The organism is Alkalihalobacillus sp. NPDC127517, assembly GCF_050276055.1.
GTDB lineage: Bacteria > Bacillota > Bacilli > Bacillales > Bacillaceae_D > Alkalicoccobacillus.
Window position 1 is genome coordinate 84,486 of the sequence record NZ_JBNNQX010000007.1, and the last position, 22,461, is coordinate 106,946.

At 38.3% G+C, this 22,461-nt stretch carries 25 protein-coding genes; 18 read left to right on the plus strand and 7 right to left on the minus strand.

Annotation, left to right across the window (positions count from 1 at the left end; translation table 11 throughout):
• Positions 1-101: 101 nt before the first annotated feature.
• Together ACQKKO_RS11080 and ACQKKO_RS11085 are read right to left on the minus strand one after the other, a co-directional pair.
• Positions 102-641 carry a dihydrofolate reductase family protein gene (locus tag ACQKKO_RS11080; protein ID WP_498647104.1) on the minus strand — a complete coding sequence of 180 codons (540 nt, stop codon included), beginning with the start codon at positions 639-641 and terminating at the stop codon, positions 102-104.
• A gap of 11 nt (positions 642-652) precedes the next feature.
• Complete coding sequence (locus ACQKKO_RS11085) at positions 653-1,318, minus strand: hypothetical protein (RefSeq protein ID WP_498647106.1); 666 nt, start codon at positions 1,316-1,318, stop codon at positions 653-655.
• A 766-nt stretch (positions 1,319-2,084) separates the two neighbouring features.
• Between ACQKKO_RS11085 and ACQKKO_RS11090 the strand changes: the two genes are divergently transcribed.
• The 3 genes from ACQKKO_RS11090 to ACQKKO_RS11100 all read left to right on the plus strand — a co-directional run bounded on the left by ACQKKO_RS11090 (position 2,085) and on the right by ACQKKO_RS11100 (position 3,214).
• Positions 2,085-2,234, plus strand: coding sequence for a hypothetical protein (locus ACQKKO_RS11090; protein ID WP_498647108.1), 150 nt, complete (start codon positions 2,085-2,087; stop codon positions 2,232-2,234).
• A gap of 63 nt (positions 2,235-2,297) precedes the next feature.
• On the plus strand, positions 2,298-2,732 hold the full coding sequence (locus tag ACQKKO_RS11095) for an HIT family protein (RefSeq protein ID WP_498647110.1): 435 nt from the start codon (positions 2,298-2,300) through the stop codon (positions 2,730-2,732).
• Positions 2,732-3,214: a GNAT family N-acetyltransferase gene (locus tag ACQKKO_RS11100; RefSeq protein WP_498647112.1), complete on the plus strand. Its 483-nt coding sequence runs from the start codon at positions 2,732-2,734 to the stop codon at positions 3,212-3,214. The genes ACQKKO_RS11095 and ACQKKO_RS11100 overlap by 1 nt, the downstream gene beginning before the upstream one ends.
• Before the next feature lie 5 nt (positions 3,215-3,219).
• Here ACQKKO_RS11100 and ACQKKO_RS11105 read toward each other — a convergent pair whose 3' ends face one another.
• Complete coding sequence (locus ACQKKO_RS11105) at positions 3,220-3,555, minus strand: immunity protein CdiI family protein (RefSeq protein ID WP_498647114.1); 336 nt, start codon at positions 3,553-3,555, stop codon at positions 3,220-3,222.
• A 281-nt stretch (positions 3,556-3,836) separates the two neighbouring features.
• Between ACQKKO_RS11105 and ACQKKO_RS11110 the strand changes: the two genes are divergently transcribed.
• Positions 3,837-4,682, plus strand: a complete 846-nt coding sequence (locus tag ACQKKO_RS11110) for an HAD family hydrolase (protein ID WP_498647115.1) — start codon at positions 3,837-3,839, stop codon at positions 4,680-4,682.
• A 42-nt stretch (positions 4,683-4,724) separates the two neighbouring features.
• Here the strand turns inward: ACQKKO_RS11110 and ACQKKO_RS11115 are convergent, their stop codons facing one another.
• Positions 4,725-4,961: a PaaX family transcriptional regulator C-terminal domain-containing protein gene (locus tag ACQKKO_RS11115; protein WP_498647119.1), complete on the minus strand. Its 237-nt coding sequence runs from the start codon at positions 4,959-4,961 to the stop codon at positions 4,725-4,727.
• Between the two features lie 133 nt (positions 4,962-5,094).
• Here ACQKKO_RS11115 and ACQKKO_RS11120 point away from each other — a divergent pair, with 133 nt between their 5' ends.
• The 6 genes from ACQKKO_RS11120 (at position 5,095) to arsC (ending at position 8,524) form a co-directional block, all read left to right on the plus strand.
• Positions 5,095-5,541 (plus strand): ASCH domain-containing protein, encoded by a 447-nt coding sequence (locus tag ACQKKO_RS11120; protein ID WP_498647120.1) that lies wholly within the window; start codon positions 5,095-5,097, stop codon positions 5,539-5,541.
• Positions 5,542-5,558: 17 nt separating this feature from the next.
• A complete protein-coding gene (locus ACQKKO_RS11125) occupies positions 5,559-5,933 on the plus strand; it encodes a hypothetical protein (RefSeq protein ID WP_498647122.1) in 375 nt (124 codons plus the stop codon).
• 90 nt (positions 5,934-6,023) lie between these two features.
• Positions 6,024-6,338: an ArsR/SmtB family transcription factor gene (locus tag ACQKKO_RS11130; RefSeq protein ID WP_498647123.1), complete on the plus strand. Its 315-nt coding sequence runs from the start codon at positions 6,024-6,026 to the stop codon at positions 6,336-6,338.
• Positions 6,339-6,395: 57 nt separating this feature from the next.
• Positions 6,396-6,770 carry an ArsI/CadI family heavy metal resistance metalloenzyme gene (locus ACQKKO_RS11135; RefSeq protein WP_498647125.1) on the plus strand — a complete coding sequence of 125 codons (375 nt, stop codon included), beginning with the start codon at positions 6,396-6,398 and terminating at the stop codon, positions 6,768-6,770.
• A 16-nt stretch (positions 6,771-6,786) separates the two neighbouring features.
• Positions 6,787-8,085 carry an arsenic transporter gene (locus ACQKKO_RS11140; protein ID WP_498647127.1) on the plus strand — a complete coding sequence of 433 codons (1,299 nt, stop codon included), beginning with the start codon at positions 6,787-6,789 and terminating at the stop codon, positions 8,083-8,085.
• A 19-nt stretch (positions 8,086-8,104) separates the two neighbouring features.
• Positions 8,105-8,524 carry an arsenate reductase (thioredoxin) gene (gene arsC, locus ACQKKO_RS11145; protein WP_498647129.1) on the plus strand — a complete coding sequence of 140 codons (420 nt, stop codon included), beginning with the start codon at positions 8,105-8,107 and terminating at the stop codon, positions 8,522-8,524.
• 72 nt (positions 8,525-8,596) lie between these two features.
• Here the strand turns inward: arsC and ACQKKO_RS11150 are convergent, their stop codons facing one another.
• On the minus strand, positions 8,597-10,228 hold the full coding sequence (locus tag ACQKKO_RS11150) for a BCCT family transporter (RefSeq protein ID WP_498647425.1): 1,632 nt from the start codon (positions 10,226-10,228) through the stop codon (positions 8,597-8,599).
• A gap of 322 nt (positions 10,229-10,550) precedes the next feature.
• The gene (locus tag ACQKKO_RS11155) at positions 10,551-10,679 is read right to left on the minus strand and encodes a hypothetical protein (RefSeq protein ID WP_498647131.1); all 129 of its coding nucleotides are present in this window, start codon (positions 10,677-10,679) and stop codon (positions 10,551-10,553) included.
• A gap of 438 nt (positions 10,680-11,117) precedes the next feature.
• On the opposite strand from ACQKKO_RS11155, the gene ACQKKO_RS11160 reads away from it, so the two are divergent.
• From ACQKKO_RS11160 to ACQKKO_RS11175, 4 genes are all read left to right on the plus strand, one after another.
• Positions 11,118-12,014: a LysR family transcriptional regulator gene (locus tag ACQKKO_RS11160; protein ID WP_498647133.1), complete on the plus strand. Its 897-nt coding sequence runs from the start codon at positions 11,118-11,120 to the stop codon at positions 12,012-12,014.
• A gap of 123 nt (positions 12,015-12,137) precedes the next feature.
• On the plus strand, positions 12,138-12,878 hold the full coding sequence (locus ACQKKO_RS11165) for a sulfite exporter TauE/SafE family protein (RefSeq protein WP_498647135.1): 741 nt from the start codon (positions 12,138-12,140) through the stop codon (positions 12,876-12,878).
• 142 nt (positions 12,879-13,020) lie between these two features.
• Entirely contained in the window at positions 13,021-13,419 is a 399-nt protein-coding gene (locus tag ACQKKO_RS11170) for a hypothetical protein (protein WP_498647136.1), read from the plus strand.
• Positions 13,420-13,971 (plus strand): hypothetical protein, encoded by a 552-nt coding sequence (locus tag ACQKKO_RS11175; protein WP_498647138.1) that lies wholly within the window; start codon positions 13,420-13,422, stop codon positions 13,969-13,971. It begins immediately after the preceding gene.
• Positions 13,972-14,064: 93 nt separating this feature from the next.
• Here the strand turns inward: ACQKKO_RS11175 and ACQKKO_RS11180 are convergent, their stop codons facing one another.
• Positions 14,065-14,667 carry a TetR/AcrR family transcriptional regulator gene (locus ACQKKO_RS11180; protein ID WP_498647140.1) on the minus strand — a complete coding sequence of 201 codons (603 nt, stop codon included), beginning with the start codon at positions 14,665-14,667 and terminating at the stop codon, positions 14,065-14,067.
• 123 nt (positions 14,668-14,790) lie between these two features.
• Here ACQKKO_RS11180 and ACQKKO_RS11185 point away from each other — a divergent pair, with 123 nt between their 5' ends.
• The 4 genes from ACQKKO_RS11185 to ACQKKO_RS11200 all read left to right on the plus strand — a co-directional run bounded on the left by ACQKKO_RS11185 (position 14,791) and on the right by ACQKKO_RS11200 (position 21,547).
• Complete coding sequence (locus ACQKKO_RS11185) at positions 14,791-16,146, plus strand: serine hydrolase domain-containing protein (RefSeq protein WP_498647142.1); 1,356 nt, start codon at positions 14,791-14,793, stop codon at positions 16,144-16,146.
• Between the two features lie 330 nt (positions 16,147-16,476).
• Complete coding sequence (locus ACQKKO_RS11190) at positions 16,477-16,878, plus strand: hypothetical protein (protein ID WP_498647144.1); 402 nt, start codon at positions 16,477-16,479, stop codon at positions 16,876-16,878.
• A 1,142-nt stretch (positions 16,879-18,020) separates the two neighbouring features.
• Positions 18,021-19,748, plus strand: a complete 1,728-nt coding sequence (locus ACQKKO_RS11195) for an ABC transporter ATP-binding protein (protein ID WP_498647146.1) — start codon at positions 18,021-18,023, stop codon at positions 19,746-19,748.
• The gene (locus tag ACQKKO_RS11200) at positions 19,745-21,547 is read left to right on the plus strand and encodes an ABC transporter ATP-binding protein (protein WP_498647148.1); all 1,803 of its coding nucleotides are present in this window, start codon (positions 19,745-19,747) and stop codon (positions 21,545-21,547) included. The genes ACQKKO_RS11195 and ACQKKO_RS11200 overlap by 4 nt, the downstream gene beginning before the upstream one ends.
• The last annotated feature ends 914 nt before the right edge of the window (positions 21,548-22,461 follow it).

The window sequence follows — 22,461 nt, forward strand, 5'->3', positions numbered from 1 at the left end:
CACTTATATTTATAAAATTCGAATTCAAACATGTATATCAAATGATTCGTTGAGTTAGAATGCAGCTAAGAACTAAGTCTAAGTCCATGTATTGAGAGTAGTTACTTTTTCTTAACTGTATAATGTAATTCAACAAATTGATTAAACGTTTTTACGCCTTCTAATTGAAGTTTTGTTTGATACTCACCTTGATTAAAAAGTGGTATCCCCTTACCAATAATGGTTGGCGCTACTGTTATAAAAATTTCATCAATTAATCCTTTTTCTATAAAGGAGGTGACCAATTGGCCTCCGCCAACTAACCAGATCTTTTTCCCATCTTGCTCTTTGAGCTGTGAAATGAGTTGCTCTATATTTGGATTGCCGAATGTTGTGTATTCATCGTTCTTCATGGACGACCTAGTTAAGACAAACCCTTTCTTGTCCTTGTACGGATACTCTTCCATGTTATCTACATCGGCAATCCAATCATACGTTTTCCTTCCCATGATCACCGTATCGATCGTACTGTAAAAATCAGAAAACCCATTATCACCTTCACCTTCCACCTCGAACAACCATTCAAGACGTTCTTCTTCTGTAGCGATGTATCCATCTAAACTTGTGGCAATAAATAATACTACGTTTCTGTTGTTATTCATGTCGGCACCTCTTAGTAATGTTCATTTTTAGGATTAAAGATATACGTTTTTTCCGTACCGTAATTATACACTCTGCTTCTAGTGTCATCTTTTGAAATGAAAAGGGTTTCACCTTTCTTCACAACATAAGATATAGGTATAGATACACCGCAGTTCTGAAATGAGCCATCGGCGTGACTCGTTCCTATAACCGTTGTATCATATTTCTTAGATATTCTAGTTGCTTCGTGAATCCACTCTTTAAATTGCGCCTCGCTGAACATACCTGTACCGATCGGGTGAAAAATCATATCTAACTTCATGTCAGTGTATCTATCTAATTGATCATATCCTTTTAAGATCTCCATACATAAGATATAGCCAATGTTCATGTCGTTTATGAAAATACTGAATGGCTCAACCAATCGTTCATTCGTTCTGGTTTTTCTTCTATCTAAAAGAATCTTTCCTTTATTATCAATGATGAGAACTCTATCTTTTGAATCTTTGTCTAAATAGCCGGCTACCACAAAGATGGATTTGGCTTGTGCTAGTTTAGCTACTTTACACACATCTTCGTAGCTTTTTATATAACCTTCTGGAAAGAAGACAAAGTCATTAGGGGATGCATAAGTGATATGTTGTTTTAAAGTTTGAAGGTTGTTCTCCTGCTTAGGTTGAGAAATGATGATATTCATATATCCTCCAATTAAAGTAGACATGAATAAAAAACAATTTTCAATTATCTTTGAAACTACGATGATATGTGTGGAATCAAGTGTTATGCTTGCATGAATAAATACATAAAATGGATAAGGAGGGTTAATCATAAACGATACTAAAAAATATGTCTTGTACAACGCTTTTCCTAGTGGCGTGTTTATTCTTCTTTTCGCAACTTTTTTTGCAGGCGGAGCTATAGGCGAGAATTACACTGGTGATAGGTATGTGAATCCAGAAGTATTATTTTCCATTCCCATTTGGCTGATCTGTGTATTGATTGCTTTAAAGAAAAAGTTTTTTATTTTTGGGGTAGTCACGATGTATGTGCTTCCCCTACTATCCGTATTAGTCTTGCTTTATTTAGGGAACGCATGATTTGAAGCCCAAGCATACTAGACTTACATTCTAGTATACTTTTTTAACCAGTATCCATACACTTACGATTTACTTTCTTTATAAGTAAAAGCAGCTAAACCATTAGCTATAAAGACAAAAGCCATGATGATCCAAAATACTCTATCAGATAGATCAAAGATTTCACGAATGAATAACATGAGGAGCACGATAGGAATAAAAACGAGTAATCTTTTTTTAGTATTTATTGTAAGCGCACCTTTCCATATGGTTTTATCTACTTATCTTATACTTGATGGCCTGCTTGATCAACGATGTAAGACGTTTAATGTAATTTTGTAAGAGGAAATATGAGAAGTATCCAGAATGTTACAGGAGGGTACAATCATGCTGATCTCGAAAGATAGTAAAAGAAGATTCATCATTATCATGGTACCTGCGATCTTAGTGAACTTAATCTTTATGCTAACGTTACCCGATGATACGAGGAGCTGGATAGTATTCTTAACATACATGCTCGCAATGATTGTCTTTTAATTTGGTCCATCTTTTCTAAAAGAAAGAAACAACCATAGTGAGTGCATGACAAGGAGGGAGCAAGTGGAAAACAATGATTGTGTTTTTTGTCACGTTATCCATAAGAAGATCGATTCATATCTATTTAATCAAGATGAGTATACGACGACTTTTTTAGATCGTCATCCAATTGCAGATGGTCACATGCTAGTAGTACCGAATAAGCACGTAGAAAGACTTGATCAGCTAGATGGCCTAGAAGCTGCAAACAAGCTGATGCAATCCATTAGAGGTGCTGCGCATTTGTTAGTGAAAGCAGGAATTTGCTTCGATTATTCGATACTTCAAGATAATGGCGAACATGCAGAGCAAGACATCAAACATGTTCATTTTCACATCATTCCTAGACATGCTAATGATCATGTCCATTTTAATCTTGAGACGGATTTAAATGCTCAACAGGAAGAAGCAAAGGTAGAAATATATAACAAATTAAAAACCATTAATGGAGGGATCTAATGAAGATAACCGTAATGAAATCAAGCGATATTAAAGAAGTAAAAAAGATTGCCGAGCTTAGCTGGCACGACACATATGATGGCATAATCCCTGTTGAGGTCAGAACAAAATTTCTGAGTAAAGCGTACAATGAGGACGTTTTGCTTATGAGATTGGAGCGGTCCCCTTTTTATGTAGTAAAAGTGGAGAATCAAGTGCTAGGCTTTGCTAATTTCTCAAATAAAAAAGAGAACGGGGATGTGGACCTAGCTGCAATCTACTTACATCCAGCGCATCAAAAGCAAGGACTTGGTTCAGCCTTACTTGAATACGGCTGTAAACAGTTACATCCTAACCAGGTATTTGTTGAAGTCGAGTCTGATAATTTAAAAGGGAAAAGCTTTTACATGAAAAAGGGGTTTACAGTGGTGGATACTTTTGATGATAACTTCGATGGGCATATTCTTAAGACAATAAGGATGTCGTTAAAGAGATCTAAATAGCAGGATTATCTTTTGTTCGCATACATTCTAGCCATGCTTGAGGGGATAAATGTGATCGTATAAAGTCCACTCAACTCTTCTTTTACCCTCTTTGTTAACCTTATACCAGTCTTATTATGATCATCCTCCATCTCGATTCCATGTGGGATTAGTGTGTCTGTGTCCCAATCAATCCATTTTCCGTAGAGCTCGGCCCATTCTATCAGCTCTCTAGCTAAGGGTGTAGATAGTTGGAAGTCCGATAACTCGAGATTAAATCCGCAGGTTTTGCACCAAAGTGGATCTGCACCCACATCAGCTTCGATTTTTAATGCATGAAGTGTAGTACATTCACAACTCATCTTAGAACCTTCTTTCATACAAAAACGCATTAGACAATGACTAATGCGCTTTTTTCTTTTTTCTAAAAAGAAGATGATAGCGACAACCGCTGAACCACCAGAGATTGCTCTAAACAACGAAGATTTATCTTCAGGTATATAACCTGAGGAATAGATTAAGACTGATTATAACATAATAGTATAATTTAGAGATGAGTAGACAGAGTTTGATAGAACGTGCAGTCCATTCCTTTCTAGGATAAAATAATACTAGCTTCAAACTACATAATAGAACAAAGCGGGTGCAGAATTTGAATAAAGCAATATTTGTTGATATTGACGGAACGTTAGTAAATGACAATGGTGTCATTCCAGAGTCTGCTAGATATGCAATTCAAGCTGCTAGAGAAAAGGGACATCTCGTATTTATATGTACAGGTCGATCGATAGCGGAAATATTTCCGGACATTCTTGAGGTAGGGTTTGATGGAATTATTGGGGCAGCAGGTGGCTACATTGAGCTCGGAAACGAAGTCTTGCTGAATGAACGCATCCAAAAAGAACATGTTCAGTTATTAGTAGAATACTTTAATAAGCATGAAATTGACTTTTATTTAGAATCAAATGGTGGGTTGTTTGCCAGTGTCAATTGCAAGAGACATCTACAATCGATAATTGATCAATTTATCAAAGAAAAACCTGACTCTGAAGAGGAAATTAAGAATGGCTTGCAGCCTTTTTATGATGTGTTAATAGAAGGAGAGGATTTAGTTAGAGATGACATTAACAAAATTTCTTTCTTAGGTTCAACTGTTCCATTTGATGAGATAGAGAATTATTTTCAATCTCATTTTACGGTCATCCCTAGTACTGTTCCGATGTTTGGAGAAAATAGTGGAGAGTTATCTCTGCAAGGGATCCACAAAGCCACAGCTATTGAAACATTAATTACACATCTAAAGATTAATAAGGAAAACACGTTTGGCTATGGGGATGGACTTAATGATATTGAGATGCTTCAATTTGTGAACCGAGGCATTGCGATGGGGAATGCAAAAAAAGCTGTCATGGACGTAGCTGATGATGTAACAGGTACTCCTGACGAAGATGGAATCCTAACTAGTTTTAAAAAGTATCACTTAATATAAGTATACGAAAAGCACCAAAGCCGTTAGCGCTTTGGTGCTTGTTTAATTATTCATCTTAAAACTACTTGCTTGTAAGAGGGATGTTAGCGTGTTGAGCTGATCATCAATGAGTGCTAAGACATCTCCTCCAATCCAACTTCCGGGAAGAAAGTCAGGAGGTAACATCGGATCTCTATCTAACAATTCTTCTTTTATCGTAGTTAGCTTTAGGAGGTAGGAAATAAGAAATTGATCATCAACATTCGACGTGTTTGTAAGATTAGTTAGTTTATCTTTCAAATCATGTACAAGGCCAAGTGAATTTTCTTCTTGAGTCTGATCATTATAGCTGTAATTGGATTAAGGATTGTAACGATATAAAGGAAGTATATGAAGAAGCGTCGAATGATTCTCTAGAAGGGGATGATATACGTTGAACGAGCTAGCTAATCAATACTGGCAAAACTTCTGGGAGAATGAAAATCTTTCCGAAAAAGTAGTGGATGCAGGCCAATTCGGTGATCAACCAGATTATTTACTTGAGTTGGTTATAGATGGTTTAAAGACAGCGACATGTTACGGTGCAATTTTTTATACCATTGAAAATAAAAGAATGCCTCAACCAGGAGACTACAGCATTATTCTTGATAGTAAAGATAATCCACGTGCCATTATCCAGTTAACTAAGGTTGAAATGGTTCCCATGAACGAAGTTACCGAAGCGTTTGCAATAGCTGAAGGTGATGGCACTTACGAGAATTGGTACGATATCCATAGAAAGTTTTTCTATGAGAAGTGTCGCGAAGCAAAGATTGAGTTTTATGAAGCGATGATTCTGGTGTGCCAAACATTTCAGTTGGTTCATGTGAAGCATCCTTAATCTGGGGAGGTACTTGTTTGAGGTTTCTTATAGCTCTATTCACTTCTTATATCTTACTCATACTACTTGTTTGTCTCCTGTTACTTATAGCTGGTGACTTTGATTTTACCTTCCTACTATTTTTTCTCTTTTATGCATCACCGGCATTTTTCATATTCATTCCATTGTCTCACTTTTTTATTGTGTGGATTCGAAAAAGATATGATGTGATACGGTTTATTGCTTATCTATTAGCAGGGTTCGTAAGTGGGTTCATTTGTTTACTATTTATTAGTCAAGGTCGATTTTATACGGATTGGCCTGCAGCAATTTCCCTTTTAGGGGTAAGCTGCGTGGGTCATTTAATCTTTTATTTCTGTTATCAACGTTGGTGGAAGGGTGTAGTGAATTAAGTATATAATTAAATCAAATTTTCTTGATTAATCATCTTAAATCTTATACACTTTAGTTAATCAAAAAAAGTTGATGAAAGAGGTGAAAGCATGCAGTTTCAAGTTTGTGAACTGAAAGAGTATGATTTTGATGTACTCGAAACGCAATTCAAGGCCTTGGCCGATAAGAAACGTATTCAACTGCTTCATTTATTAAGTACGAGAGGGCAAACCTGCGTGTGTGATTTAGTTGAGGATATGAATATGCCTCAATCGAAATTGTCCTATCACTTGAAGATCCTAATGAATGCGGATTTACTTACGAAAGAAACAAAGGGTACGTGGAGTTATTATGCTGTGAATAAACATGTTATGGATCAACTCTTATCAGAACAATTGTGCTGCGTATTAAAGCCGTCAACTTAATAGCTTTTCTTTTGAATCATTAATCAAAAAAAATTGATGTAAGAAGGAGCGGATAGCATGACTTATGTTCACATTGGTTTACATGTTAAAAACTTAGAAGAAAGCAAGGGGTTTTACGAGCGTTTTCTTGGAGTTAAACCTGAAAAAGAAAAGGAGAACTACGTGAAGTTTCTAACTGATTCGCCTGCTTTGAATCTGACATTAAAAGAAGTAGAACAGTCCGAGGGGAACCAAATTAATCATTTAGGAGTTCAACTTGATTCATCAGAAGAAGTACTTTTTCATAAAACAAGATTAGAGAAGGTCGGTTTCTTTGCAAGAGAAGAAATCGATGTGAATTGCTGTCATGCCATTCAAGATAAGTTCTGGGTAACTGATCCAAATGGAATTGAGTGGGAATATTTCTATACGAAACAGCATGTAGAGTCATGAGAGGGGAACGTTTATTTTGGGTTCGGTGGTTTTAGCTTCGGCTATCTTTGTCTTAACGTTGGTTTTTGTCATATGGCAACCTAGGCAATTGAATATTGGCTGGTCGGCATGTGGAGGGGCGATTCTTGCCCTTTTAGTTGGTGTTGTTTCTTTCAATGATGTGATGGATGTGACGAGTATTGTATGGAATGCGACCTTTACTTTTATCGCCATCATTCTTATTTCCTTAATACTTGATGAGATTGGCTTGTTTGAGTGGTCGGCTTTACACATGGCCAGAATGGCAAAGGGAAATGCTATTCTCATGTTTACATATGTTTGCTTATTAGGATCTGTGGTCGCAGCCTTTTTTGCAAATGACGGGGCAGCACTCATCTTAACTCCCATTGTCTTATCAATGGTACGTTCGCTCAAGTTTAATGAAAAGATGGTTTTCCCTTTTATTATCGCAAGTGGTTTTATTGCGGATACTACGTCTTTACCACTGATCGTGAGTAATCTTGTAAATATCGTATCTGCTGATTATTTTGGCATTGGCTTTGTTGAGTACGCAACACGCATGATTGTTCCTAATCTCTTTTCTCTCCTGGCAAGTATTCTTGTTCTATCCCTTTATTTTAGAAAAGATATCCCGAAACGATATGATCATTCGGAGCTACAGGAGCCGGCTGAGGTCATTAAAGATCATAAGATGTTCCGGCTCTCATGGCTTGTATTAGCCTTGCTGCTTATTGGATATTTAGTGAGTGAATTCTTACATATTCCTGTATCTGTTATCGCAGGAGTGATTGCACTTATTTTCTTAGGATTTGCGAGTAATAGTAAAGCAGTTGAAACCAAAAAAGTCATAACTGGTGCACCTTGGAACATTGTGTTTTTCTCGATCGGTATGTATGTCGTTGTCTATGGACTTCGTAATGCGGGGCTAACGGATCTACTGTCAGATGTCATTCAAGTGGTCGCAGATCAAGGGCTATTTCTGGCAACGATGGGCATGGGATTCTTAGCGGCTATTCTTTCCTCTGTCATGAATAATATGCCTACTGTATTAATTGATGCGATCGCAATAGGGAATACGGAAACAACGGGCATCATCAGAGAAGGATTGATTTATGCCAATGTCATTGGTGCGGATCTAGGACCAAAGATCACACCAATTGGATCACTTGCTACGTTGTTATGGCTCCATGTGTTAACTCAAAAGGGAGTAAAGATCTCCTGGGGAACGTATTTTAAAACAGGTGTGGTCATCACCCTGCCAGTCTTATTTATCACATTAGTTGGTTTATACCTATGGTTACTTATTATTTCTTAGAAAAAGGGAGCATGTAAAAATGACGAAAAAGAGTATTTATTTTCTTTGTACAGGCAACTCATGTAGAAGCCAAATGGCAGAAGGGTGGGCGAAGGAAATTCTAGCTGATGAATGGAATGTATACAGTGCGGGAATCGAAGCGCATGGATTAAATCCAAATGCTGTACGTGTTATGGCTGAGGTTGGAGTAGATATCACAAGTCAAACCTCTAATACGATTAATTCTGATTTGCTCGAGAACGCGGACTTTGTGGTCACGTTATGTGGGGACGCAGCCGACAAATGTCCAATGACGCCACCGCACGTAAAGAGGGCACATTGGGGCTTTGATGATCCTGCTAAAGCGGAAGGAACAGAAGAAGAGCAATGGTCGTTTTTCCAGCGTGTTAGAGATGAGATTGAAAAAAGAATCAAACAGTTTAAACAAACCGGTGAATAAACAGAAATGCCGGTATTAGGAAAAACACCACTCTGCTTCAGTTCAGAGTGGTGTTTGTTTATCCTGATTCGTTTAATCTTTTTTCTTTTTGTCATCCACAAATTCATCAGGCATCGCTTCTTCAAACGCTTCTTTCAGTTCTTTTAGCTCTTCCTTCGAATCTTCCCGATAATTTTTCGTCCATTCTTTGTGTTTCGACTCAAGCCGCAGAATGTCATACTCACTGCTTAACGCTTTGAGTAATGAAATCATCATAAAGATGACCACAATGGCAAATGGAAAGGCTGCGATGAGCATGGCCATTTCAAGTGCTTCGAGTCCACCGGAAAGAAGGAGGGCTGAAGCAGTTGCAGATAGAATTAAGCCCCAGATTACTTTTACTTTCGTTGGAGGGTTTAATCGACCACCTGTTGTTAACATGCCAAGAACTAATGTTGCTGAGTCGGCAGAGGTAATGAAGAAGGAAGCAATGAGTAAAATGGCTACTCCCAGTACGACAATACTGAACGGATATTGTTCTAGGAAGGCGAATAGGGCGACTTCCGTTCCTTGTTCGTTGATTAAGTTATAGAGTGTACCCATTGTTGCCTGGTCCATATCAATTCCAGCAACGCCGAAGATCGAGAACCATAATGCACTAAAGACAGCCGGTACAGTTACAACACCAATCACAAACTCTCTGATTGTTCGACCTCTTGAAACACGAGCGATAAATGTTCCAACAAATGTAGACCAGCCAATCCACCAGGACCAGTAGAATAAAGTCCATTCATTTAAAAATTCTCTTTCACCAGTGAATGCCTGCATTCCTAAAGTCATTCTCGGTAGCTGCTGAATATAGTTTCCCAGTGTCGTGGTGAACGACTCAATAATGCGTACTGGAGAACTCAGAACAAAGATAAATAACATTAAGAGGATTGCAACTACGACGTTTGTCCAACTCAAATAGCGTAGGCCTTTGTCAACACCCCTCATTACAGAAAAGATGAATAGTGCCGTCACAATAAGAATGATAATTAAGGTTGTAAACATGTTATTTGGAATATTTCCATTTACATAATTTAAACCTGCGGTAATCTGAGAGGCGCCAAGTCCAAGTGAGGTGGCAACACCAAATACTGTGACAAATACTGCTAATGAATCAACGCTGTGTCCAAGCCAACCGCTTGTGCGCGTACTACCAAAGATCGGAGCAAGTGCCGAACTCAGTAAAGCAGGAGACTGATGTCTAAATTTAAAATAAGCTAAAGTTAGAGCAACGATTGCGTATGTAGCCCATGGGTGAAAGCCCCAATGAAACAAAGTATAATAAGCAGACTCTTCTGCAGCTGCAGGTGTTAATGGAATGGCAGAGGGAGGTTCATAATAATGAATAAGCGGTTCTGCTACGCCAAAGAAAACAAGTCCAACACCCATTCCTGCAGTAAATAAAAAGGCGAACCATGTAAAATAGCTGTACTCAGGACGTTCATCTGGTTGACCTAAACGAATCCGACCGTATGGACCAAATATAAAAAATAAGGCCAATAATACGAATAACGTTGTTGTAATTATGTAGACCCACCCGAAGTAATTCGATAGAAACCCGTCGATGGCTCCTAACACACGATCAACGTTAGCAGGAAAAATAACGCCCCACAGAATAAAAATACTTGCAATACTTAATGAAATCCAGAAAACGATCGTTAAATTGCTTTTCTTCATAAGTTGTTTAAAGTTAAATAACTTTAAGTGTCCCACCTTTCACCTTAATACGCATGGTAATAAACTTTATAGGATTTCAAAAGATATCATCACCGTTTAATTTCCTCAATACTTCTTATCATATCCACAAGTTTATACAGATATAAGCCAGATACGATTGAGAACAAGGGTATATTATGCTCACAAATCAAATCTACTGTAAAGGGGCTGACAGTAAAGGAAAGAAAACAGTCACCTTGACATTCTGCTGAAATACACCCAACTCACGTATTCCCCTTCTCTAAGGATTAATAACAATACATTTATAAGAACTTTAAAAACATTAAGTGAGTAAGTGAAAAACCCATTTTATGATACCGATGATAAAACGAGGGAGGTAAAGAAGAATTTCGATTAATAGTGCAAACCAATCAAAGTACTCTCTTTTTTTCTTCTGTTTATTTTTATCCATATGAGCCTCCTTATTGAGCTCTATTCTATAAGAACTTTTAAGCAAGCGATACAATTTGGTAGGAATGGAAAGATATTTTATAGAAACTTTATTTTTAAACTGTAAACATGTTCTGGAGTGGAATGATTTTATCGTTGAGAATGTATATGACGGGGATGAACGAGATTTAAAAGAAGGGTCAATCTTCCAAGAAATATGTATTATTCCATTCTTACAAAGACATTCAAGTGGAGCTTTAAACTTATCTACACAGACCAATTCGAGAAATTTGTTGAGTATTCACGGATGCAATATAAGATGAGCAAAGGCATACCTGTGGAACTCACTCCATAGAAAAAAGCACCAAAACCAACTCAGGTTTTCGGTGCTTTTTTCTATCGTAAGGCATTTCATGTACAATAAAGAAAACACATTAAAGCAACAAGAAGGTGAGTCTAGATGAATTTAAAATGGTTAGAGCTATTCTGCTATATCGTTGAAGAAGGAAGTTTGAGTGCAGCTGGGAGACGAGCTTATATCACTCAACCATCGGTAACCAAATATATGAACTCGCTTGAAGATCATTATGGTTCGCTACTTTTGCACCGAACAAATGGAAGTGTCTCGCCAACGTCTACAGGCCATGAATTATATGCTCATGCAAAAAGAATCTTAAGTGAATACTACAATTCACTTGAAGCCGTAAGTTACCTCGAAACGGGAATTCAGAAACAATTGATTGTAGGGGCTTCCTACACCATTGGCGAATATATCATGCCTTCCGTGCTTGCGAGGTACCAACAGGCATACCCGGACTCGGTTATCCATCTTGAAATTAATAATACTCGCACAATCCTTAGACAGCTTGATAATCAACAACTAGATGTAGCTTTTATAGAAGGAGAATTAACAGATCAACGATTAATGAAGCAAGTGATTTCGTACGATAACGTACAATTGGTTGTTAGTCCTGCTCATCCGTGGGCAGAGCGTCCAAGTGTTTATATTAAAGAATTAATGAATGAAAAATATGTCGCGCGAGAGTCAAAATCCTCGACGAGGCGGATTGTTGAACGGAAATTAAAAGAACGATTTAATGAGTATGAAGTAGCACCTCATCTGGAGTTAAATACAAATCAGGCCGTAAAAAATGCCATCCAATCAGGCTTAGGCTATGGATTTGCTTCCTATTATGCGGTCAGACATGAGATCGATCATGGGCTTCTTGTGAATGTTCCTTTAGTAAACTGTAAAATCGAGCGTCCTTTTTGGCGAGTAAAAAAACCATTAAGATTTGAGAAAGCGGCTCTTGAAACGTTTGAGGCGATTGTTTCTGAAACCTTACATACGATCTAATAAGAGGTTAATCCGATGAGATTACCTTCGTATGCCAAAATGATATAGGCTATATATCCTCGCGCTCCTCTCTCTTTTACTTCTTTATTCCCTGTAATATAGGAGATGTTGGAGGGGCGAGACATGACAATAGTATTATTCATTCTTTTAGGACTCATTGCAAGTATGTATGGAGTCATTATTGGTGCAGGTGGGGGATTCATTTTTGTACCTTTGCTTTTATTATTTTATAGCATTTCTCCGGAAGAAGCTGCCGGTACGGGTTTGTTAATTGTTTTGATTAGTAGCTTATCTGGATTCATTTCTTATATCAAACAAAAAAGGATTCAATATAAAATAGGATTGCTACTAGCGGCAGGAGCAATTCCAGGAACATTTATTGGGAATACACTAATTTCATTTGTGCCGGAAGTGACGTTCTATAAAATTTTTGCTTTGATGCTATTAGGCTTAGGCTTCTTTCTGATTTTTAGAACGCCATCTGAACAGAGTTCTCCGATTATAAGTAAAGAAAAGCAAAAACTCTTTTTGCCACTGATTGGCGTAGGAATTGGAACCATTTCCTCCTTCTTCGGAATTGGTGGAGGATTTATTGTGGTTCCTATTCTATTGCATGTTTTTGGGTTGAGAATTCATTTGGCGACAGCTACTTCTATCTTCGCATTGATCATTTATTCAACGATTGGGTCTATTCCTCCATTATTAAAAGGAAATATTGATTGGACTGTACTTGCTTGGTCTGGAATTGGCGTATTAGTGGGATCTCAGCTAGGAGTCTTTATTTCTAAAAGACTGAGTGCAAACGTTGTGACGAGGATGCTTGCTACAGTTGTGATCGTGATGGGTGTTATTTTGATTTGGTAGGTCTATACACAAAAGAACCAAGGCTCTCTAGGGCTTTGGTTCTTTAACTATGTATAGAAAGGCTTAAGAAAGAATTAAGAAATAACAGACAATAAATGGTGTAATATAGAAAAAAAGGTTGAAATTTAAAAGGAGTGTTAGTATGAAAAAGGTTGGAATTCTATTTAGTTTGGCTGTTTTAGGATTAGCCGTATATCTGTTTGTAACAAGAACCTATTATTTCTACCCGATGTTCCCAGTATCGAATTTATCTGCGCGTACGGTCGTTGCACAGTTTGATCAATCAGGCGAAGACGTGGCGAAGATAGCAGAATTAGAAGACTACACGTGGTACCTCACAGAGAGCGATAGGGAAGAGGGCTTCGCAAATGCAGATGAAAAAGTTGTACAGTTTATTGAAAACAAAGGCTGGAATTATAAAGAGAAGATTGGATCCGCATTTATCTTTCAAAACGTAGAAGAAGAACTCATTGTCAGTACGCAAATGTGGACAGAGCAGTATATTACTATCCAGGTGGAAAATAAAGTAGAGGACATATAAATGTACAACTTCGAATTAGTGACAAGATATAACCAATCAGACCCTCCGATTATGACTATCTTAGAAGTAGAAAAGGCTCTTACATCAACATTTAAGGCGTGTGAAATCCCTCTTACTTTCATTAGTAGCCAGGACTATCTTCATGATGAGGAAGTCAATGAGACATTCATTTATAAGCTGTTTACAATTACAGATAAGAATGTTTTAAAGGTGATTCAAACAGAGGAAGATAGAGAGGTACTTGATGATGCGCTATTAGTGAAAATCAGGGGTTATTTTGAACATATTGGGTTTCAACTAAAAGCGGAGAGTTCTGAGGTACGCGTATATAACAAACTAATCCATCAACACAACAATGGTACAAGGGTCTCCATTTTGCTCGAGAAGGAATCAGAAGATACTGTGTCTCATTTTAAAGTATACGGATTCGCAAGCACACTCATTTCTTATTTACATGCACATGTGGGTGTAGGTGGAATGGTGAGAGATGATCTACATAATCAAGAGTTTCAATTGTATTTAGAAGCATTGGCGGAGAATGGTGTTATATGATTTTTATTATTCAGCTAAAGCTGTGAGTGGGTGAGTTCATCCCTCGATGATCTTACCCACTAAACTTAGTATGTTTTTATTAATGTCTAAAGACTAGGAAGGCCTAAAAATGTTCTGCAACGCTTTACCATACAATTTAGGAGGGACACGATCTTCTGCAATATAATGAAGAGTAGCCATACCATTTCCTAAAGATAAAATGGTCCATGCCAGTTCTTCTGATGATTGAATTTTCATATGATTATCCGGTTCCATCATTTTTTCAATACCATCGGAGATTTGTTCGACCGAATCTACAATCATGGCCGTCCATTTTTCACGTACTGATTCTTGACGCATGGCATATAAGAGAAATTCCATGTTCAGAATGCTCCAAACTCTGTTCGTTTGCCTCTCTAAGTCAAAATAATAATCTATTTTTTCAATGAATTGATCAACGGATTGTTGTTGTTTCATGGCTTGATGAATCGTATCTACATCTCTTTTCATTTTCTCTTCTAATAAGGCTAGGAACAGTTCTTCTTTAGAATTAAAGTTGGCGTATACGGCTCCTTTGCTATATCCTGCATATTCCGCAATTTTATCCACTGATGCCCCATGAAATCCTAGTTGAGCAAAAATTTCCGCAGCTGCATTCAGAAGCATCTTCCGAGTTTCTACTTTTCGCTCCTCATGAGTCCTTCTTTTTCTATTCATTGTCCTTCCTCCTCTTGACAATATTATCATATTACATTAACATACCGATAAGTATTTAAATACTTATCGGTATAAAATATGTGGATAATAAAAATGAAAGCTATAAAAGGAAGAGGCACTAATATGAATAAAGATCTCTACGAAGAGTTTGCTAAATCGCTTATAAACACGCATCAAACCCCAGCAGCAGTTATCGCGTTGAACAATCGTTGTTACGAAAAAAGCTTCGGCTATCGTGATCAGGAAAAGCAGTTGCCTGTTACAACGGACACGATCTTCGGTATTGGCAGTATCACAAAGTCAATGACTAGTATTGCAATACTTCAACTACAAGAAGTTGGTAAAGTTTCTGTACATGACACTATTAAAACATACATACCCGAAATCACCTTTGAAGGTAGTGATGATATAACTCTTCATCACTTGCTGACCCATACGTCCGGTATTCCACCATTAAATACACTGTTTTATGCGAATAGGGAATCAATGGAGAGGGATGGTTCCTTCGATTTACAGATTAAGATGGGTGTCCCTCTAGACAGAGAGCAAGAGAGTATTAATAATTACGAGGACCTTATCGCTTATTTAAATGCAATTGAATTCTCTATCCTTGACCAACCAGGACATTCATTTAGCTATTCAAACGATGGCTACGCTTTACTGGGTAGTGTTATTGAACGTGTTAGTGGGTTATCATATGAAAATTATATAGACAAAAACATCTTTCAACCTCTAGGGATGAAAAACAGTTTCTTTCACCTTGAACGGATCGATGAGCAGGCGGCTTGCTTATACAGCTTAGATCCATTTACTGCAACGGTTGAACACTCACCTGAATGGTGGGATGCTCCTGCGATGAGGCCAGCGGGTTATGCAAAGTCAACGGTGAATGATATGCTCCGTTTCGGAGATGTTTTTCTAAAAGAAGGCAATGGCATCTTAACTCCAGAAAGTCTTGATATGTTAATTTCTAAACATATTGAAGCAGAGCCTGGTGTGCATTATGGTTATGGACTCCTCATCATACCTGATTTTTTCGGGAAAACGCTCATTACACATGGGGGAAGTATTAAGGGAGCATCAGCACAGTTTGCCGTATTACCTGATAGTAATATTGCAGCAATTTGTTTAACAAATATGGCAGGTGCTCCTGCTGAGGCTCTTTTAAAAGGGGCTGTGCAATGTGAAATGGATATTGCACCTGATAAAGTCGCATTAACGTATGAAGATTATGTGCTCTCTGAGACAGATCGCCATGCGATTATTGGTACATATCAGTCTAGTGAAGGTCTAACAATTAAAGTCTATGAAAAAGATGCGACCATCATTGTGGAATTCCAAGGAAATGAAATGCCAAACCGGTCAGTGGGCCAAAGGGCTGTCACAATTACAATGCATGGGACCGAGTTCTTGCTGCAGTTTAGAGAGAATCGTCTGCACTTTGGGTTTAGGCAACTCCTGAAAATTGAGAATGAATGATCGTAAAGATGTAAAAATGTTACAGTAATGCTTTACATCATTAGAAGCATAAAATAGCCCTTAGAGCTGAAGACATGAATAAGGGCTAATGAGAACATTTCTTGCACCAGCCTTTAGGGTGACTAAACCTGTTTTACGCCTGTATTTGTGTGTCCAGCACAGATACAGGTTTTTTGTATTCGTTAATAGCCAAAATATATTAGAAAACTGAAACTCTTAGGGAACAGACTAAAGTCAATTGAATAATAATCATAAACATTTTTATATCACTAAAAGTGATCTAAAATATCATTTCTCACGTTTTCTTTATATAGATACGAGGTGACGTAAATGAAGAAAATGACGATATTCGTTCTATGTGGTCTCTTTTGCCTCTGGGGTATTTATGGTTATGCAACAAACCTCTACAATACTGAACAAGCCATGGACGAGTCGCCCGCTTCAAATTCTCAGACGGAACAGATAGAGGGTCTGAAAGAGGAACGACCTGATTCCCCAACGAATGTTGAAATTAATGGAACGTTTGTGAGCTGGCATGCAGTAAGAGATGACGGAGTTGTGAGTTATGTAGTGTATCGTGATGGGAAAGATAATGAATTTGAAGAAGTAGGACGTGTAGCAGTGCATGAGAGAAAGACATTTGTAGATTCTGATGCAGCTAAACATCGTTATTACATCACGTCTGTTGATGAAGCGGGGAGAGAGTCAGAACCGTCTGAGCTTGCTGAGTAATTAATAGAGAGGATACAAAAGTACTGATATACCAGGGAATATAAGTATAGTAGAAAAAAGTATTAAAAAAAGTTTCTCTAAAAGTGATCCAATCTCGTAATTGTTTCGTTAGCCTTTATGAAAGAGCAAGAGAGGTGCGACATCATGATTGATGTAACGCAAATCTTGAAAGACACTTTTGGTGAGAGAGGCCATAAATCAAGCAAACTAGAGGTAGGTAGTAGTTATCTACTATAGATTGCGAAAAAAGATTAAAAAAGTTTCTCAGAAAGTGATCCAAGAATCTAGTTCTTCCGTTAGCTTTATGAAACGGAAAAAAGGAGGCGAGAGATATGACTGATGTGACTCAACTTTTAAGTGACATTCTAAATGAGAGCGGGAATGACTCCGCAAACATTAGTATTGATGTCAGCAACCTGCTTTAATCTGAATAACTGAAAACAGAAGCTGAACGAAATAAGGAGGTGACCAGAGATGAATGATATCACGCAAATTCTAGGAGATATCCTGAACGGAAGCGGGAACGAATCTGGCAATCTCGACATTGACGTCAGCAACCTGCTTTAATCTGAATAACTGAAAACAGAAGCTGAAGAAAATAAGGAGGTGACCAGAGATGAATGATATCACGCAAATTTTAGGAGATATTCTGAACGGAAGCGGGAACGAATCTGGCAATCTCGACATTGACGTCAGCAACCTGCTTTAATCTGAATAACTGAAAACAGAAGCTGAACGAAATAAGGAGGTGACCAGAGATGAATGATATCACGCAAATTCTAGGAGATATTCTGAACGGAAGCGGGAACGAATCTGGCAATCTCGACATTGATGTCAGCAACCTGCTTTAATCTAAATAACTGAAACGAAAGCTGAAGAAAATAAGGAGGTGACCAGAGATGAATGATATCACGCAAATTTTAGGAGACATCCTGAACGAGAGCGGGAACGAATCTGGCAATCTCGATATAGATGTCAGCAACCTGCTCTAAGTCGTTTAAGACCCCATTTAAATAAGAACAATGTGTGTGAAAGCAATTGGTTTCATACAGGTTGATGCAGGAGCCGGGGTTAATTTTGCCCCGGCTTTAATTATTTGTCTTGATAGTATACATAGTTGAAAAGTAATGGAGGTGAGAGAGATGATGAGGTTGCTTGCATATGTAAAGCCATTTCGGACCCAGATCGTCTGGGTTATTGTGTTTACGTTTTTACAGGGCTTTGCACAATTAGTCCTGCCAACATTAATGGCTAGAATTGTAGATGTAGGTATTGTACAAGGGGACAGTGCTTTTATCCTTCAAACAGGTGGATGGATGTTAGCTGTCTCCGCTGTGGGTGTGGTGTTTTCAATTCTGTGTGTGTTTTATGCTTCAAAGGTATCTGCGGGATTTGGACAAAGGGTACGTAATCAAGTTTTTACTCATGTAGAGAGTATGTCGGTTCAGGACTTTGATCAGTTAGGAACAGCGTCGTTAGTGACACGGACAACAAATGACATCATGAAAGTACAACAGGTGTTGACCATGTTGTTGCGAGTCATGTTAATGGCACCACTAATGTTTGTTGGAGCTGTAACACTGGCACTAACAATTGATCCCGTACTTTCTTTGTGGCTGATAGCGCCACTCCCAATTATCGTTGGAGCTGTATTCTTGATCTCCAAGAAGGCGGTTCCGCTGTTTAAATCATTACAACAAAAAAACGATCGACTAACACTTATCTTTAGGGAGGGTCTAACAGGACTTCGTACGATTCGTGCATTCAATCGAGTGAAACAGGAGCAGGTACGATTTAACGAGATGAATGTGGATGTGTCAGATACAGCGATGAATGCGAACAAGCTCATGGTCTCGCTCACGCCAATCATGATGTTTATCTTAAACTTCTCGTTGATTTTTCTCGTTTGGTTTGGATCATTTCGGATAGATAGTGGATCACTTATGGTTGGTGAATTGATGGCATTTATTCAGTATGCCATGCAAATGATGTTTGCTGTAACAATCGCCTCCGTCATGATTGTGGCTATACCTCGTGCAGCTGTTTCAGCGAATCGAATCCTTGAGGTACTAGATAAGATTTCTGAAAAACAAGAAACGAGAGAAACATGGCATACAGGTGCAGGAAAGGGACAACTTGAATTTCAAAATGTATCGTTTCGGTACCCTGGAGCAGAGAAACCAGTGATCCAATCGATTTCGTTTACTGCTAAGCCTGGAGAAACAACAGCCATTATTGGAGGTACTGGCTCGGGAAAAACAACTTTAATTCAGCTCATCCCTCGTTTATTTGTGGCTGATGCAGGCTCTATACTCTTAGATGGTGTAGATATTCGAGATATCCCGCATGAGCATGTGCGAGCACAAATAGGATATGTGCCTCAACAGTCCTTTGTCTTTAAAGGGACGATTGCAGAAAATATACGTCATGGTTATGAATCAGCTACAGATGAGGAAGTCGAACATGCAGCTAGCATAGCGCAAGCCACGGAGTTTGTCTCAAAAATGAAGGACGGATTTGATTCTACCTTAGCTCAGCAAGGGACAAATGTCTCCGGAGGGCAACGTCAGCGTTTAGCTGTTGCTCGTGCGCTAGTGAGAAAACCCGGACTATATTTATTTGATGATAGTTTTTCTGCCCTTGATTTTCATACACATTCCTTGCTCCGCCAAGCCCTTCAGAAGGAGACGGAAGCTGCCACTGTAATCATTGCCACACAACGTGTGGAATCAATCAAACAGGCAGATCAAATTGTCGTATTGTCTGAGGGAGAAGTTGCAGGTGTTGGTTCGCATGAAGAACTGCTTAAGCACTGTACAGTGTATCAAGAGATGGTCGCATCTAAGCAGGCAGAGGAGGAAACAGCATGAGCAAGAAACAACGAACACCTCCTACAAAAAAAAGAGAATCCTCTCAAAAAGCGAAAGACACAAAAGGAAGTCTACTTAGACTCCTTCGTTACGTAGGGTCATTCAGGTGGCGTTTAGTGATTCTGAGTGTTGCAGCGATCATCGGCACAGCCTTTACGATCCTGAGTCCAAAAATTCTAGGATTAGCGGTTACAGAGTTGTTTCAGGGTGTGACAGGTGATGGCATTAACTTCTTTCTTGTGTTACAAATTTTACTTGTGCTTGGTGGGCTCTACCTACTAAGTGGCTACTTCAGCTATGTTCAAGAATACGTTATGGTAGGGATTGCACAGAAGGTCACACGTGTAATGCGAAAGGAAATCAATGAGAAATTGTCACGGTTGCCGCTCCATTTCTTTGATTCAAGAACAAGGGGAGATCTATTGAGCCGTGCTATTAATGATTTAGAAAAGGTAAGTAGTACCCTACAACAGAGCTTGACACAACTGATCACATCACTGATTACAATGATTGGGGTTACCATTATGATGTTAACGATTAGCCCCCTATTAACGCTGATCACTATGCTCATTCTGCCATTAAGCCTTTTGATTACTAAATATGTAGTGGCGCGTTCACAAAATTACTTTGTTAAGCAGCAACAGGTTCTTGGGATCTTAAACGGTCATGTTGAGGAAATGTATACGGGCCATCAAATTGTTAAGACATTTGGTAGGGAAGAACAATCCGTTGACCGGTTTAAGAAGATAAATACTGTACTATATGACACGACGTGGCGCGCACAATTTATTTCGGGTCTGATGGTGCCATTTTTAAGCTTTGTTGGCAATCTTGTATACGTGTTAGTCTGTGTGATCGGAGCGATCTTTGTGGCAGGAGGTAGGATGGCAATTGGTGATATTCAGGCATTTATCATGTATGTACGCCTTTTTTCTCAGCCAATCCAGAAAGTAGCAAATATCACAAATGTGGTTCAATCAACCGTTGCCGCAGCTGAACGAATCTTTGAGATTCTAGATGAACCAGAAGAGAAATCGGAATCAAATGTTTTGCCGTATCATGCTCTTACTAAAGGAAACATGACATTTGAGAACGTGTCTTTTTCTTATAGCGGAGATAAACCGTTGTTTCAAAATATTAATTTAAATGTGAAGCAAGGACAGAAGGTAGCGATTGTTGGACCAACTGGTGCTGGAAAGTCAACATTAATGAATTTGTTACTTCGTTTCTATGATGTGGACCAGGGCCAGATATTCATAGATGGAACGAATATTCAGCAAATGAGACGGGAGGATGTGCGCGCGCAATTTGGTCTTGTCTTGCAAGATCCTTGGCTCTCTAGTTCAACTGTAAAAGCAAACATTGCCTACGGAAATGAAAGAGCCACAGAAGATGAGATTGTACAAGCGGCTCGTGCTGCACACGCTGACTACTTTATTCGAACACTGCCTCATGGGTATGAGACCGTTTTAAATGAATCGGGATCCAATATATCTCAAGGACAGAAACAGCTACTGACAATTGCTCGAGCGCTCCTTTCTAATCCGTCGATCCTTGTGCTTGATGAAGCAACAGCGAATGTTGATTCTAGGACGGAGCACCAGATTCAAGAAGCATTGGCTCACTTGATGAAGGGGCGTACAAGTTTTATCATTGCTCACAGGCTCTCAACCATTCGAAATGCCGATCTGATTCTTGTAATGGATCAAGGAAAAATCGTGGCCCAAGGGAGTCATGATGAACTTATTGCAAATGGAGGGTTCTACGCTAACCTTAATCAACAGCATGCATACCATTAAGTTTAGTGAAAAGGCAATTATCTTTTTCACTAAACATGAAATATTTTGGTTTTGTATTTAACTCGATTAGCTATAGATTGAGTTGTGAAATTGTCTTATTTTGTCGCATGGGTTTAAAGTCGTCGATATGTATGAGACGATTAAATATATAGCTGACGCATAGCTATAATTGGAGTTGACCAAATGTTTTCTTTGATAAGAAGCATCGATGGTTCAACGGAGACCTTAAAGGACTCAAGCAGTCAATTGGATAAAACCTTTAATAATTTCTCTGAAGCATCTATGCTAGCGAAGAAATTAAACAGGTACACAAAGGAACAATTACATTGGAAGGTTCAAGACATAATGGAGCCTATCATTTTGCTAAAAAACAGGTGACTGCCTGTTTTTTTATTTTGACTTTTTTTAAAGATAAATTCGTCATTATTTTCTGGAGTTACGACCTTTTAAGGAATGATTATTGTAATTTTGTTGAATCTCTAATAGATATGAAAACGGAGTCTTTAGAAGTATCCTACAAGGAAATAAAAATTGCTTTGGGGTTTATGCTTACTTGCACACGTGTTAAGTAATAAAAGGACAAAAACAGACATCGCTTCTTTCACTTCTTTGAATTCAGTATTTTTACTCAACTGACTTCAACTTCGTCTAGAAAAACATGCCCAGAAGAATAATAATACGGTATTAAATTCTTTGTCATTTAATGTCCCTCCTCAATTAAAAAGCCTGTTTACTATTCTTTGAAAAGGGAATTATAAGTCTATATTTCTAGTTCAGATAGAGTAAACGGATACATTATAAAGATAATAGAGTTTTTATCTTACATGATGACCCAAAAACCATCATTTTACGTATGCTTAATGAAAGGAAGTCTGATTATCACGATAGCTACTATCCAGGTAACCGATGAAAGA

Bases quoted from the DNA above. Each gene is read 5' to 3' on its own strand.
- ACQKKO_RS11080 (WP_498647104.1), bottom strand. From the start codon at position 641: ATGAATAACAACAGAAACGTAGTATTATTTATTGCCACAAGTTTAGAT.
- ACQKKO_RS11085 (WP_498647106.1), bottom strand. From the start codon at position 1,318: ATGAATATCATCATTTCTCAACCTAAGCAGGAGAACAACCTTCAAACT.
- ACQKKO_RS11090 (WP_498647108.1), top strand. From the start codon at position 2,085: ATGCTGATCTCGAAAGATAGTAAAAGAAGATTCATCATTATCATGGTA.
- ACQKKO_RS11100 (WP_498647112.1), top strand. From the start codon at position 2,732: ATGAAGATAACCGTAATGAAATCAAGCGATATTAAAGAAGTAAAAAAG.
- ACQKKO_RS11105 (WP_498647114.1), bottom strand. From the start codon at position 3,555: ATGAGTTGTGAATGTACTACACTTCATGCATTAAAAATCGAAGCTGAT.
- ACQKKO_RS11130 (WP_498647123.1), top strand. From the start codon at position 6,024: ATGCAGTTTCAAGTTTGTGAACTGAAAGAGTATGATTTTGATGTACTC.
- ACQKKO_RS11135 (WP_498647125.1), top strand. From the start codon at position 6,396: ATGACTTATGTTCACATTGGTTTACATGTTAAAAACTTAGAAGAAAGC.
- arsC (WP_498647129.1), top strand. From the start codon at position 8,105: ATGACGAAAAAGAGTATTTATTTTCTTTGTACAGGCAACTCATGTAGA.
- ACQKKO_RS11150 (WP_498647425.1), bottom strand. From the start codon at position 10,228: ATGAAGAAAAGCAATTTAACGATCGTTTTCTGGATTTCATTAAGTATT.
- ACQKKO_RS11155 (WP_498647131.1), bottom strand. From the start codon at position 10,679: ATGGATAAAAATAAACAGAAGAAAAAAAGAGAGTACTTTGATTGGTTT.
- ACQKKO_RS11160 (WP_498647133.1), top strand. From the start codon at position 11,118: ATGAATTTAAAATGGTTAGAGCTATTCTGCTATATCGTTGAAGAAGGA.
- ACQKKO_RS11165 (WP_498647135.1), top strand. From the start codon at position 12,138: ATGACAATAGTATTATTCATTCTTTTAGGACTCATTGCAAGTATGTAT.
- ACQKKO_RS11170 (WP_498647136.1), top strand. From the start codon at position 13,021: ATGAAAAAGGTTGGAATTCTATTTAGTTTGGCTGTTTTAGGATTAGCC.
- ACQKKO_RS11175 (WP_498647138.1), top strand. From the start codon at position 13,420: ATGTACAACTTCGAATTAGTGACAAGATATAACCAATCAGACCCTCCG.
- ACQKKO_RS11180 (WP_498647140.1), bottom strand. From the start codon at position 14,667: ATGAATAGAAAAAGAAGGACTCATGAGGAGCGAAAAGTAGAAACTCGG.
- ACQKKO_RS11185 (WP_498647142.1), top strand. From the start codon at position 14,791: ATGAATAAAGATCTCTACGAAGAGTTTGCTAAATCGCTTATAAACACG.
- ACQKKO_RS11190 (WP_498647144.1), top strand. From the start codon at position 16,477: ATGAAGAAAATGACGATATTCGTTCTATGTGGTCTCTTTTGCCTCTGG.
- ACQKKO_RS11195 (WP_498647146.1), top strand. From the start codon at position 18,021: ATGATGAGGTTGCTTGCATATGTAAAGCCATTTCGGACCCAGATCGTC.
- ACQKKO_RS11200 (WP_498647148.1), top strand. From the start codon at position 19,745: ATGAGCAAGAAACAACGAACACCTCCTACAAAAAAAAGAGAATCCTCT.